This is a genomic window from Microcoleus sp. B7-D4, from assembly GCF_036705125.1.
Classification (GTDB): domain Bacteria; phylum Cyanobacteriota; class Cyanobacteriia; order Cyanobacteriales; family Microcoleaceae; genus Microcoleus.
Genome location: NZ_JAUBTT010000026.1, coordinates 51,698 through 65,803, shown reverse-complemented (window position 1 = coordinate 65,803; position 14,106 = coordinate 51,698). Strand labels below are relative to the sequence as shown.

The following is a 14,106-nucleotide window of genomic DNA, read 5'->3' as shown; positions in this document are numbered from 1 at the left end:
TGTAACAATGAAGTTTGGTATCTCTGCGGTGGCGGTAGCGGACAAGTCGCAGCAGAAAATTCGATCGGGAGCCAACGGAATTGATCTTGCTTTTAATATTGAACGGGTGAACTGGTGAAATGCTGGCCATACTAAACAAAATCGGAGAAATTATTGCCCGCTGGTGGTCGGATTTTACCCTCCAGACCCGCCTGATGGCCGGTGCTACCCTCGTAGTGTCGTTAATTATGAGCGGCCTGACATTCTGGGCCGTCAATACTATCCAGCAAGACGCCCGACTTAACGATACTCGCTACGGCCGAGACCTCGGCCTGCTGTTGGCGGCAAATGTGGCGCCGCTCATTGCCAAAAACGATCGCTCCGAAGTCGCCCGCTTTTCCCGCCAATTTTACAGCAGCACCTCCAGCGTCCGCTATATGCTTTATGCAGACGAAGCGGGAGATATTTTCCTGGGGATACCATTTTCGGAATCGGAGGTGCAAACTTCCCTGACGCTGCGCCGCCAGATCAAACTTCCCGATAATTTTCTCGCCGATATTGAAGCGAGAAATTTAACTTCTTTGCCTTTGGTACGGCAGCATTTGACGCCAGATGGAGAAGTGACCGATGTGTTTGTGCCGTTAATTCATGAAGACAAATATTTGGGAGTTTTGGCGATCGGCATTAACCCCAATCCCGCAGCCGTTATCTCTTCAAATCTGACTAGGGATGTCACTTTAGCAGTATTTGTCACTATTTGGGTGATGGTAATTTTGGGAGCTGTATTTAATGCCCTGACAATTACTCAGCCGATCAAACAATTAGTCTTCGGGGTTAAAAATATCGCCAGCGGGAATTTTAAGCAGCGAGTTGACCTGCCTTTAGGGGGAGAATTGGGCGAGTTAATTGGCAGTTTTAATGAAATGGCCCAGAAACTCGAAAGTTATGAAGAACAAAATATTGAAGAGCTGACAGCGGAAAAAGCTAAGTTAGAAACTTTGGTATCAACGATTGCTGATGGCGCGCTTTTATTAGACGCAAATTTGCAGGTGATTTTAGTTAATCCGACGGGGATGCGGATTTTTGGATGGGAAGGCAAAAATGCGCTCGGAGTAAATGTTCTGAACATTTTGCCTTCGGAAGTGCAGCAGGAGTTGGGGAGACCGTTGCAGGAAATAGCTGCGGGCGATCGCGACGGCGGCGAATTTCGCATCTCTATGAGCCAACCAGTTAACCGTACAATTCGGATTGTTTTAACTACAGTCATTCTGCACAAAGCGCCCGGTGCTGAACCGCTGTGCAGAAGCTGCATCCGCCATGAGGAAGATACCTGTACTGAGCCACAACGCCCGGTAGCTGTAGAGTGTACTTTCTACGAGCAAACCTCCAAGCATCAAGGTTCAGGGAATTACCGAGAAAGTCTCAAAGGCATTGCAATGACAGTGCAGGACATCACTCGGGAAGTAGAACTAAATGAGGCTAAAAGCAATTTTATCAGCAATGTTTCTCACGAATTGAGAACACCTTTATTTAATATCAAATCTTTTATCGAGACTCTTCACGAGTACGGAGAAGACCTTCTAGAAAGCGAGCGCAGGGAATTCCTAGAAATTGCCAATCGAGAAACCGATCGACTAACTCGTTTAGTTAACGACGTGTTAGACTTGTCGCGGCTGGAATCCTGCCGAGTTTATCACTTGGAGGCTGTTGACCTCCCGCAAGCTGTGGAACAAACCCTGCGGACTTATCAGTTAAATGCTAAGGATAAAGGCATTGAATTAGAGCAAGAAGTTGACCCGTATTTGCCACCTGCGTTAGGTCATTACGATTTGTTACTGCAAGTATTTGCAAATTTAGTAGGAAATGCCTTAAAATTTACTCAGTCCGGCGGCAAGGTGGCAATTCGAGCGTATTTGCTAGAGTCGGAGGCGCCCACCCACAAAGACGGCCAATCCGGGAACCAAAACTTGTCACCGGATGCCCAACATTTTCCGGTAGTGCGGATCGAAATTTCTGATACTGGAATTGGCATAGATCCTGAAGACCAACAAGCAATCTTCGATCGCTTTTTCCGGGTAGAAAACCGAGTACACACCCTAGAAGGAACGGGATTAGGTCTTTCTATTGTCAGAAACATTATTGACAAGCACCACACTAAAATTAATTTAGTTAGCGAAGTTAATGTGGGTACGACTTTCTGGTTTGACTTGGCAGTTTATCAGCCGAAACACACAGTAGAGATGGAAAATTCTTGGCCCGTGGAAGCAACGGTGGAAAGTGAAACAATTGCGAGTCATATTAAGTAAAGAGGACTTACCCACAGCCTTCTACATATAGCGTTTGGTAGGGGCAATCCCCCGTGGTTGCCCCTCTTCATAGGATGGTTGCGTAAGTTCTGGTAAATTAACCCTATTCAACGTCAAACCCGATGGCTATTAGAACCCAGACTTCTTAAAGAAGTCTGGGTTCTGGGTGTTCGGTTTTTTTAGGTGTGTCTACTGAGTTATCATTGGAGTTTAGGCTAAACGGTACGATCGCACTCAAGCCTCCCGATTAATCAGCCTGACCCAATGCTGACATCATCAGTGTGGATTATCTTTAGCTGTCGTATCTAAGCTCAATTTTACCGATAAAACTACATACCAACACCAATAAGTACCAACCCCAAATAATCCCCCCTCTGTCAAATTAGTCATTAGCATAAATGTTAATAGATACAAAGGCAAAGCTGACTCGGGAAAACTTTCTTTAACTAGGTACTTTATACCTCTAAATATATTATTAATAAATGACAAAATCAACAACAACAATCCGCCCCAACCCAGTTGGCAAAGAATATCTATAAAACCATTGTGAGAGTGGGGTGGCACAAAACCAGTTTTAGCTACTATAATTCCGTAAGCTGGGTTTTCCAAGCCACGCCAAGGCTGCCAAAATCCTGCCACCCCATAACCAAATATGGGATTATTTTGATTAACTCGATCAATAATTAAAGGCCAAAAATCGGTTCGACCCGTTAAAGTCATATCTTTTCCCAAACCATCCACAACAATAGCCTCTAAATTATTTAACACCAAAATACTTATACCTATACTACCCACCAAAAATAAGATAAAGCAGACAAAAGCCCATTTTACAGGTAATTTTTTTAAGAGGGCTAAATAACTCCACAAACTGATTAATACCACTGTCAAAATCCGACTAGCACCACTACAACCTTTTTGCAATGCTACTAAAGCTATTAAAGTTATAAATAAGGATAAATAGCGATATTTACGGTCTTTAACAGCATATAAAATCCATAAGGAAGCTGTATTAGCCATTTGAAAAGAAAAAGGGTTTTTATGGCCTAAAACTCCCGACCAACAACCGTCGAGACCGGGATTTGGTTTCACAACTACCCATAAGGCCAATAAACCACTTAGCCATCTCAATAATCCATAAATGTCCACCCAACTATACTGTTTCCCTACATAAATAGAAACCAGTGTTACTCCCCAAATAGCCAAACTAGCCCGGAAAGAAATTTCAGGAGTTTGTGACCACAACCCTGATAAAGTCATCAGCAACAAAAAAACACATAAAAAAGGGTCTCCTGAAATTTCTTTAATGGCTACATAAACTAACTTTTTGGTAGTTTTAGTTAAGCGGGGAAATATCATTAATATCATGGCCCCATAAATGGCTATTTGACCAATCATCGTTGGGGGTGTAGTTTCTAAGTTGGAGAAAACGTTAGGATGAAGTTTGGTAAAGGGCATGGCTATGATACCAGATCCACCAGTTATGGTAAAAAAAAGTATCCCCACAAAAATCTTTTCTAAGGTGGCAGCAAATTTGGGATGGCGTGCGACTAAAATATAAATAGTCACACAGACGATAAGCGTTAAACACAATAGCATCAACCCAAACATCGGTACCCTTAAAATATCTTTCATGGCTTTACCTCTATCATCAAATTTGTTACTACCTATGAAATGGCTTACCCTTCCTGCCTTACAAGTGCCACTGCTGGCGCTGGTACTCACTCTCTCCTACCCTCAAACCAACTTCGCTCAGTCCCCAGCCCCCCCAATAAGTATTAATACTGATTACTATCTAGGTGGTGGAGACAATATTAGAATTGATATCTACGATCTGCCCCAGCTTAGTGGGGTGTATCAAATTCCCGCTGGGGGAGCTATTCAAATCCCGGTTATTGGTAGTGTTTCCCTTCAAGGATTAACTTTAGAACAGGCAGCCCAAGCTATCACTAGAGCTTATGGCCGGGTCGTAAAAAGGCCTATAGTTACCATCAGCTTACAAGCTGCCCGCCCGCTCAATATTTGGTTGTCGGGTGAAATAAGTCGTCCCGGATCCTACTCATTGCCCCTAGCTAATGGAGGTGGAAATACACCATCAGTTCAGTTTCCCACGATCCCTCAAGCTTTAGAAAAAGCTGGCGGTATTCGAGCTAGCGCTGATATCCGCCGAGTAATTGTCCGACGTCGTGTCAAGGCTAACCAACAAATAACTCTCACTTATAACCTGTGGGATTATTTACAAACGGGTCAAACAAGCCAAGACATCACGTTGCGAGATGGAGATCAAATCTTGGTTCCCCCTCAAGAAACAATTAATTTAGCAGAAACAAATCAAGTTAGTGAATCTACTTTTTCTATACCAGCAGAGCAACCCCGTAGTGTCTCAGTATTCGGAGAGGTAAAGCGTCCCGGTAGATATGTAGCGCTCGGTGGTGATACCCAAAATGGTCAAAGAACCAGCGGACAACCGACCATCATTCGAGCTCTACAACTAGCTGGTGGCATCACATCAATCGCTGATATTCGGCAAATCCAACTCCAACGTTATACTAGAAATGGCAAACAACAAATCCGCACTATTAACCTTTGGCAATATTTGCAAGAACAAGATACCTCTCAAGATACTATACTACAAGAAGGGGATATCATCTTTGTCCCGACAGCGACGGCGATCGACCCTGGAGAAGTTTCGGTTCTAGCTACTGCTAGCTTTGCACCGGGGACTGTGCAAGTGAGTGTTATCGGAGAAGTCAATACTCCGGGTGGGCTCAAATTACCTCCTAATACTACCTTAAATCAAGCAATTATGAGTGCGGGGGGTTTCAGACTAACTCGTGCTAACTCTAGATCCGTGGAACTGATCAGGCTGAATCCTAATGGAACTATATCCCGATCGGAAGTAGCAATTAATTTGAATCAAGGAATCGATGCTCAAACCAACCCACTGATTCAAGATAATGACATAATTATAGTGGGACGTTCGAGGACTGCTACCTTGGTAGACACCATTAACACTGTTCTCACACCCGCTGGTAGTATTATTGGTGGACTTCTCGTTCCCACCCGACTAATAGAGCTACTGAGACTCTTAGGAAATTAGGAATTTCATAACATTTTTGCTATGGATAAAAAACTGTTGTCTTCCCTCAAGAATGACCTTAATGGTCAATATTTGTCAGTTCCCTCGGCTAATTACCTAGCTAGTACCCCAGCAGAGGATGACCAAGTTCTTGATATGAATTGGGTACTAGCTGTCGTCAAACGTCGCCTTCTGGTGATGGGCATAGTAGCTGCCAGCATAGCTACTTTAAGCGGTAGTTTCGTGCTCATGGCTGCCAAACAATCTATTAACGAGTATGAAGGAAAATTTACAGTTTTAGCAGAACCCATTACGGCTGACGATCGGCTATCAAAGCTCTTGGTTCAAGCTCAAAATAATAGTTTAGGTATCACAGACTTGAACAAAATTAAATCATCAGCGGAAGACGGTTCCTCGGTGGATTATCAAAGTTTAACGCGGGTTTTAAAAAGCCCAGAAGTTTTACTACCCTTAGTTAATAATTTGCAGAAAAAATATCCAAAGTTTGACTATAAAAATCTCAACAAGCGATTGACAATCGAACGTGTTACTTTCTTGAAAGATGGGAAGCAGGGGGCTACTAAACTCCTAAATATTAGCTACCGCGATCGAGATCCAAAGCGCATCCAATATGTGCTGGATGAAACTGCAAAATATTACCTAGAATATATGGGCAAACAGCGTTTAAAAGTTAGCCAAAAAAGTATTGATTTTATCGATCGCCAAATGCCACCACTCCAGCAGAAAGTTGATAACTTGCAACAAGAATTACAAATGTTAAGAGTTCAGTATAACTTTAATCAACCAGAACTACGCAGCCGCAGCCTATCAGATCAGCTAGATAATTTAACTAATCGTCGCCTAGAAGTGCAAGGACAACTGGCAGAAAGTAGGCTTCAATATGAAAGCTACAAAAAAAGAGCGTTAACGGGCGATAATCGTTGGATTGTTGATATTAGCCCGAAATCTTATGAAAATTTAATTAGCAAAGTAAATGAGATAGAGGCGCAATTAGCTTTAAGCTCTACTCAATTTTATGAAAATAGCCTTCCCATTCAATCTTTGCGGGAAAAGCAGCAAAGTTTGCGTGAGTTAATGAAAAGAGAAGCTGATACTGTCCTCTTGCAGATGCAATCACAACTAAAACAGTTGGAAGCTCGCGAGCGAGTGATAACTAATAGTCAAAACTTACTGCAAGCAAAAATCACTCAGATGCCCCAAGCTCAACGTCGCTATGATGACCTACAATTAAAACTAGAACTAGCTAAGGATACTCTCAAACTCTTCCTCGAAAAACAAAAAGCTTTACAACTAGATGCTGGTCAAATTGATGGCTCTTGGCAAATTATATCTAAACCACAGTTAGTCACAAACGAAAATGGTGAGTTCCAGCCAGTAACAGAAAAACCAACCCGTCGCCACCTAGCAATCGCGATCGTTATTAGCACTTTACTAGGCATTGCTGTAGGTTTCCTAGTAGAAGTTTTAAATACTGTTTTCCATACTCCAGAAGAAATTAAATCAGCAACTAAACGCCCTCTTTTGGGAGTCATTCCGATCGCCAAAGCGATGAAAATTAAATCTCGGAGAGGTGAAAGTGTTCCACCTACATTCACTAGCGTAAGTTCAAATACTAACAGTGCAAGCTTAAAACGAATAATAGTTTCAAATTCCAAAGATTTTCCTGTGGTCGAGGCATTTCACTACTTATACACAAATATTCAATTATTAAATGCTGACAACCCAATAAGTTCTTTAACCATCACTTCGACTATTAAAGGTGAGGGTAAGTCCACTGTAGCACTTTATTTAGCTAAAACTGCTTCTGCTGTTGGTAAACGAGTATTATTAGTGGATGCTAATATGCGTTTGCCTCAACTGCACACATACCTTGGCTTATCAAATATCAAAGGTTTAAGTAATGTTTTAAGTTCGGATTTAAGCTTAAATGAGGCTATTCAGCGATTACCCGACGATGACAATCTTTTTGTCCTCACTGCAGGTACTATTCCCGCCGATCCAATTAAATTACTTTCTTCGAGAAAGATGCACTATTTAATGGAACAATTCCTAGCCTTATTTGATTTAGTCATTTACGATACGCCGCCTTTAATGGGTTTAGCAGACGGTCATTTACTAGCTTCTCAAACTGATGGTACAGTGCTGATAGTAAAAATAGAAAAAACCGATCGCGGTCTGGTAAGCAAAGCTTTAGATCAACTAAATGTGGCCGATTTTAAAGTATTGGGAGTAGTAGCTAATGGGGTCAAATAACGAATGCTAAAATGGAGTTAGATAGGGAAAGGAAGAAGTAAAACAATTGGAGATTTTTGATTGGCGAGAGGTATTAACTTACTAGATAAGCTGTTGTGCATCTAAATCGTATTTTTTGTGCGGGCTTTCTGGCCCACCCCACAAGAACTTTATCAAATTTTAGTTCACAGTTTAAATGTGCAACAGCTTAGGGGTTTGGAGTTAGCCTATACTGGGATTCTTTTTGGAAACTGGTATAAGAAGTGGATGTAAAATCCCAAATAAGTAAATCAAGTTAATTAAACGTAAAACGATCGCACTTTTACCACCCCCACTTCTTAAAGAAGTCGGGGTGGTAATTAGATCAAGACTTAAGAAAGAGTCTTTCTAGCACGTTCCGATCGCTCTTCTGCGGTATCCATAACATCCGCCATTTTATCCACCATTTCCCCTGGGTAATTTTCTAGTACCCGAGTAGAAAGTGAAATTCGGCCACGACTTTCATCGAGGTCAACCACGATCGCTTTCAGGGGTTGACCGGGAGCAAACACCTTTCCAAGGTTATCAATATATTTTTGGCTAACTTGCTTGATGTGCAGCAAACCGCTAACTCCTTCCAAGTCCACAAACACGCCAAAAGGCTTGATGCTGCTGACTTTTCCTTCCACCAACTGACCAATTTGCAAGTCCTTGAAAGCATTGGATTGAGTGGCCATCCGCTGGGAAAGTACGAGTTTTTCTCGTTCGCGATCGACCTCCAAAAAATTAACGCTCAAAGATTGACCGATCAGCGATTCTAGGTTATCGCGATCGACTAAGTGCGATCGGGGAATAAAGCCGCGCATTCCCTGAACATCTACAGTCACGCCGCCCTTATTTGCCCCAGAAACCCGCACCTGAAGAACTTTACCGGTTTCCTGCAATTCAACTAAATCTTCCCAAGCTTGCTGAATTTGTAACTGCCGCAGAGACAAAGTAACTTGGCCATCTGCATCTTGTTCGCGGATAATCAAAAAGTCCCGTTCCTCGTCCAGCGGAACCACTTCCGACAAATCCGTTACTGTTCTCAAAGCAGCCTCTTCGATCGGCAAAAAAGCCGAAGACTTGCCGCCGATATCAACATACGCGCCGTTTGAGTCGTACTCGAACACTTTGCCGCGCACTACTTGTCCCTTCTGGAACTCATAATTGTGCTGTTCGAGGGCTTTAGCAAAATCATCCATTGAAAAGGATGCTTTTGCGCTTTGAGAACCTGTAGATTTGGAATTCATGTCAGTTTAGTTGTCAGTTGTCAGTAATTTAGTTGGCAGTCGTCAGTAGAAAAAATTTTCCCACTCTCCCCATCTCCCTATCTCCCCATCTCCCACTCTCTAGGCTGGTTGAAGTTGCTGATGAAATAGCTGCTTCACCTGCATCCACGAGTCGGCTGCTGCCGTAGCGTCGTAACTGCCGCGGTGGTCGCAGAAGAAGCCGTGATCGGCATTGTAGCGGAAAATTTGGTGAGAAATACTGTGTTTTTGCAATTCTGCGGCGATTTGGTCAACTTGTTCTAAGGGAATGCTGGGGTCTTGAGTGCCAAAAAAGGCGTAGAGAGTGCCTTTAATGTCTGCTGTGCGGGCGATCGTGGGGGTGCCGCCGCCGGGGGTTTGGGTGGCGATACCGGCGCCGTAGAACGACGCTGTAGCCTTGATTTCGTGCAAAGTAGCGGCAAGGTAGGCGACGTGCCCTCCAAAGCAGAAACCGATGCAGCCAAAACCTTCTGGTTTGACTGAGGGTAGAGTTTTGAGGTACTCGATGGTGGCTTGGATATCGCCCAGAAGTTCGGAAGCGGTGGTTTTTTCTTTGTATTCTCTGCCGATTTGGATAGCTTCGGGTGTGTAGCCGGTTTCAAAGCCGGGGGCTTGACGCTGGTAAATGGCTGGGGCGATCGCCACATATCCTTCTTTTGCTATTCTTTCAGTAACTTCCCGGATGTGCGAGTTGACGCCAAAGATTTCTTGAATCACGATAACTGCGGGAAATTGCCCTGGGGAGGTTGGCTGGGCTAGGTATGCAGCTATTTGCAAATCCCCGTTAGGAACTGTGATGTTTTTGGTGCTAATTTCGGCTTTTGTCATAGGTTGTTTTAAGGTAAATGCCACTCTACTGATTTTAAGTTAATTTGGGGATTTTGTATGCAATTTGCCAATAACATTTTTCGGAACCGCGAAGCACAAATACCGCAAATATGGCAGGTAAAATTCGCTTATTGTTGAAGGTTTAGGTTTCGCTGAATAAGTTGTGGCAAATCACTCCTAGCAATTAATTGGGATTCAATTTCGGTAAAAGATAAGTTGTGGTCTGTGATTTTCTAAAGCATAGATTTTGATAAGTCTACGACTTGGCAGCTTTTATATGGCTTTTTCGTTAGAAATTAGAGATAAGTGTCTAAGTCGTTAGCTGTTGAATATGAGCTAATTTTTTTTGATATATCGGAGTTGTTTTTTAATCGCTTTGCTTTCTGGTTGGCGGAATCGTTTGAGGAGATTGATTCCGGCTAGGACTCAAGTCTAAGTTACGATCGCCCCGCCGAACAAAGTCATCCAACCAGTTGAGGAGATTGATTCCGGCTAGGACTCAAGTCTAAGTTACGATCGCCACGCCGAACAAAGTCATCCAACCAGTTGAGGAGATTGATTCCGGCTAGGACTCAAGTCTAAGTTACGATCGCCCCGCCGAACAAAGTCATGCAACCAGTTGAGGAGATTGATTCCGGTTAGGACTCAAGTCTAAGTTACGATCGCCACGCCGAAGAAAGTCATCTAACCCAAGGAAGACAGTATTTGGTTTTTTCCGCTGTGCGCTTGCTGTCAGGGTAAGATCGAAGGTATTGGTGGCGTAGAGCCCTTGATCGCAGAATATTTTTTGCTGAGTTTGCGTCTATGGGTAGGTGTGAAAATCGGAGTATCAAATTTTTCGGCTCAAACTCATGTGTAGCAAGAGTTTGATGCCCCTAGTGTGAAAACAAGATAGACGCAAAGTCTGAAAGCTTTACAGGATAAGGTTTTGGAGGGAATATGGAAAATCGGGTATTGACAAGCCGAAGGCTGGAATGGTACTTTTATTTTAGATGGACGCAACTGCACGTTGAAAACCAAATACACCAAGGCTTCTGGAACGGGCGGCCGGAAAAAACCTAAAACCCTATCAGGGATTGAAACGCAGGAATTGAACCTGATTTCAGCACAAGAAGTCGGCCGGAAAAAACCTAAAACCCTATCAGGGATTGAAACCTGGTGTATCAAAGACTTGCAGTTCTGGCCGCAATTCGCCGGAAAAAACCTAAAACCCTATCAGGGATTGAAACCCTGGGGCCTCCGGTGCTGATACACCGACCCGCGCCGGAAAAAACCTAAAACCCTATCAGGGATTGAAACTCCCCGACGTACTCAGAGCAATTCGAGAATTGCGCCGGAAAAAACCTAAAACCCTATCAGGGATTGAAACCCAGAAATCCTCCCATTTTGGCTTTATCACTTTCGTTAAGCCGGAAAAAACCTAAAACCCTATCAGGGATTGAAACAAGCTTTCATTATTAAGGACGACACGGAAAGAGAATGCCGGAAAAAACCTAAAACCCTATCAGGGATTGAAACATGCTGGAAAAAGAAGTACGGGAACTGCAATCAAGCCGGAAAAAACCTAAAACCCTATCAGGGATTGAAACTGCGCCGAGGAAATTCGCAGGGAATGGCACGAGGCCGGAAAAAACCTAAAACCCTATCAGGGATTGAAACACCATTGCCAGCTCCGGCTGATATGGTGGAAAGGCCGGAAAAAACCTAAAACCCTATCAGGGATTGAAACTTAATACCCTCCAATGTAATTTCAGAAGAAACTCGGCCGGAAAAAACCTAAAACCCTATCAGGGATTGAAACTGAAGCAGCATAATGAAAAATAACTGGGAAGGTATGCGCCGGAAAAAACCTAAAACCCTATCAGGGATTGAAACACAGAAAGATGGCTGGTAAGTTACATAAGAAGTACAGCCGGAAAAAACCTAAAACCCTATCAGGGATTGAAACAACCGCTGGGGCAAGTGGATAGCTGCTACGGTAGTGCCGGAAAAAACCTAAAACCCTATCAGGGATTGAAACTGGGTATATGAGGAAGTTTTACCTTCAATTGAAGAGCCGGAAAAAACCTAAAACCCTATCAGGGATTGAAACGGACGCATTGCAGCTACCGGGCGATTCTCTATATGCCGGAAAAAACCTAAAACCCTATCAGGGATTGAAACGCGCCCGAAACTTTGTTAGTAATACTATCGTAAAGCCGGAAAAAACCTAAAACCCTATCAGGGATTGAAACTAATGACATCAAAGTCACATAATACTGAGGTACGCCAAAGCCGGAAAAAACCTAAAACCCTATCAGGGATTGAAACTCCAGTAATCCTCCACAATTAGGTGGCGGTGTTTCGCCGGAAAAAACCTAAAACCCTATCAGGGATTGAAACGTGGTAAGCTTTCGAGGCGCTTGAGCGCTCGATAAAGCCGGAAAAAACCTAAAACCCTATCAGGGATTGAAACAAATTTACTGCTTGAAAAATCTTCTGTTTCTGCTCCTGCCGGAAAAAACCTAAAACCCTATCAGGGATTGAAACATTTCTGCTCGCTCTAATTCTCTTGATAAAATTGAGCCGGAAAAAACCTAAAACCCTATCAGGGATTGAAACTTTTGGGGCACTAGCCTAACTCAGGCTGCTATCGCCGGAAAAAACCTAAAACCCTATCAGGGATTGAAACTTATCAATTTTCTTTTCTCTTTCAAGTTGCTGAGCGCCGGAAAAAACCTAAAACCCTATCAGGGATTGAAACAAATCCCTCGGCAACTACGAAAACTGCAAATTGGGCCGGAAAAAACCTAAAACCCTATCAGGGATTGAAACAAATCAAAACTGTTACTTGGAGCTAAAGGCGGCTTTCGCCGGAAAAAACCTAAAACCCTATCAGGGATTGAAACACCACCAATTGCAAGCAAGAACTGAAATTCTCGATGTTTCAAGCCGGAAAAAACCTAAAACCCTATCAGGGATTGAAACGTAAGTCTGCGCTTTGGATTCAGCCCAAACACGCGCCGGAAAAAACCTAAAACCCTATCAGGGATTGAAACATCAATTCCATATCATTGTGGAGATTATCTACCGCCGGAAAAAACCTAAAACCCTATCAGGGATTGAAACGAATTCTTGTTAGGAAAAAAGTTTTTATTGTATGCCGGAAAAAACCTAAAACCCTATCAGGGATTGAAACTGAATTTTAGTTAATAAATGATGGGGGAATCCCCGCCGGAAAAAACCTAAAACCCTATCAGGGATTGAAACCTTTGTAAGAGGTTTATTGATTAATAATGAATCGCCGGAAAAAACCTAAAACCCTATCAGGGATTGAAACATGAGAGGTATTCTATCTCTCAACTACAAGCTATAATGCCGGAAAAAACCTAAAACCCTATCAGGGATTGAAACGCAGCGGCCAAAATCAGCATACCCGCCCCAGGCTGCCGGGCCGGAAAAAACCTAAAACCCTATCAGGGATTGAAACTTCTAAAACAGACTGCTGTTTTTTTTCAAAGGCCGGAAAAAACCTAAAACCCTATCAGGGATTGAAACCTGAGTTTTAACCGAAGTGCCTGGATAATTTCATCGCCGGAAAAAACCTAAAACCCTATCAGGGATTGAAACTATCCAGTCTCCGGTGTAGTTCTGAAAGCCTTTCCCGGTCGGAAAAAACCTAAAACCCTATCAGGGATTGAAACTTACCCGGAGATTCAGTTGGTATCGCTTGACGCGCCGGAAAAAACCTAAAACCCTATCAGGGATTGAAACCAAAGCGCACAACTCAGAAACACGCAAACCCGCATAGTGCCGGAAAAAACCTAAAACCCTATCAGGGATTGAAACGTTGGCGCTCTCATTGGTAGCGCTGATCTAAAAGCCGGAAAAAACCTAAAACCCTATCAGGGATTGAAACAGCCACTTGCCCGCCTATCCGACCTTAACGAGCGCCGGAAAAAACCTAAAACCCTATCAGGGATTGAAACAAAACTTTTGTTCTTGCTTCATGCTGATCGGCTCCGCCGGAAAAAACCTAAAACCCTATCAGGGATTGAAACGGCGGGGTAGGTTAGTAGGGATGCACTGGCGGTCGGCCGGAAAAAACCTAAAACCCTATCAGGGATTGAAACCTTTCTCGATTCACTCTCACAGGTAGGACAGTTAGGGCCGGAAAAAACCTAAAACCCTATCAGGGATTGAAACTTGATATTTTTCCACCGCAGCCCGATCGCCTCGGGCCGGAAAAAACCTAAAACCCTATCAGGGATTGAAACTTGTATTGCTGAAACTTTACCCACCAATTACAAAAATCGCCGGAAAAAACCTAAAACCCTATCAGGGATTGAAACTCATGAGTCGGCAACAGGATTTTATTAAAAAGAATGCCGGAAAA

The 14,106-nt window shown here is 43.3% G+C and carries 6 protein-coding genes and 1 CRISPR repeat array (1 of these 7 running past the window's edge); of the genes, 3 read left to right on the top strand and 3 right to left on the bottom strand.

The window, feature by feature from the left end; all coding sequences use genetic code 11:
* Positions 1-119 precede the first annotated feature (119 nt).
* On the top strand, positions 120-2,285 hold the full coding sequence (locus tag QUB12_RS12895) for an ATP-binding protein (RefSeq protein WP_333145844.1): 2,166 nt from the start codon (positions 120-122) through the stop codon (positions 2,283-2,285).
* 276 nt (positions 2,286-2,561) lie between these two features.
* On the opposite strand, the gene QUB12_RS12890 is transcribed toward QUB12_RS12895, so the two are convergent.
* Positions 2,562-3,917 carry an O-antigen ligase family protein gene (locus tag QUB12_RS12890; protein ID WP_333145842.1) on the bottom strand — a complete coding sequence of 452 codons (1,356 nt, stop codon included), beginning with the start codon at positions 3,915-3,917 and terminating at the stop codon, positions 2,562-2,564.
* Between the two features lie 34 nt (positions 3,918-3,951).
* Here QUB12_RS12890 and QUB12_RS12885 point away from each other — a divergent pair, with 34 nt between their 5' ends.
* On the top strand, positions 3,952-5,382 hold the full coding sequence (locus QUB12_RS12885; protein ID WP_333145840.1) for an SLBB domain-containing protein: 1,431 nt from the start codon (positions 3,952-3,954) through the stop codon (positions 5,380-5,382).
* A 21-nt stretch (positions 5,383-5,403) separates the two neighbouring features.
* Positions 5,404-7,635, top strand: coding sequence for a polysaccharide biosynthesis tyrosine autokinase (locus QUB12_RS12880; RefSeq protein WP_333145837.1), 2,232 nt, complete (start codon positions 5,404-5,406; stop codon positions 7,633-7,635).
* Between the two features lie 350 nt (positions 7,636-7,985).
* On the opposite strand, the gene QUB12_RS12875 is transcribed toward QUB12_RS12880, so the two are convergent.
* Together QUB12_RS12875 and QUB12_RS12870 are read right to left on the bottom strand one after the other, a co-directional pair.
* A complete protein-coding gene (locus QUB12_RS12875; protein WP_333081864.1) occupies positions 7,986-8,885 on the bottom strand; it encodes a S1 RNA-binding domain-containing protein in 900 nt (299 codons plus the stop codon).
* Between the two features lie 99 nt (positions 8,886-8,984).
* On the bottom strand, positions 8,985-9,731 hold the full coding sequence (locus tag QUB12_RS12870) for a dienelactone hydrolase family protein (RefSeq protein ID WP_333145835.1): 747 nt from the start codon (positions 9,729-9,731) through the stop codon (positions 8,985-8,987).
* Positions 9,732-10,777: 1,046 nt separating this feature from the next.
* A CRISPR array of direct repeats spans positions 10,778-14,106; the repeat unit is 37 nt; unit sequence GCCGGAAAAAACCTAAAACCCTATCAGGGATTGAAAC (it continues 1,340 nt past the right edge of the window).

Coding starts and splice junctions, on each gene's coding strand:
- QUB12_RS12895 (WP_333145844.1), top strand. CDS start 120: ATGCTGGCCATACTAAACAAAATCGGAGAAATTATTGCCCGCTGGTGG.
- QUB12_RS12890 (WP_333145842.1), bottom strand. CDS start 3,917: ATGAAAGATATTTTAAGGGTACCGATGTTTGGGTTGATGCTATTGTGT.
- QUB12_RS12885 (WP_333145840.1), top strand. CDS start 3,952: ATGAAATGGCTTACCCTTCCTGCCTTACAAGTGCCACTGCTGGCGCTG.
- QUB12_RS12880 (WP_333145837.1), top strand. CDS start 5,404: ATGGATAAAAAACTGTTGTCTTCCCTCAAGAATGACCTTAATGGTCAA.
- QUB12_RS12875 (WP_333081864.1), bottom strand. CDS start 8,885: ATGAATTCCAAATCTACAGGTTCTCAAAGCGCAAAAGCATCCTTTTCA.
- QUB12_RS12870 (WP_333145835.1), bottom strand. CDS start 9,731: ATGACAAAAGCCGAAATTAGCACCAAAAACATCACAGTTCCTAACGGG.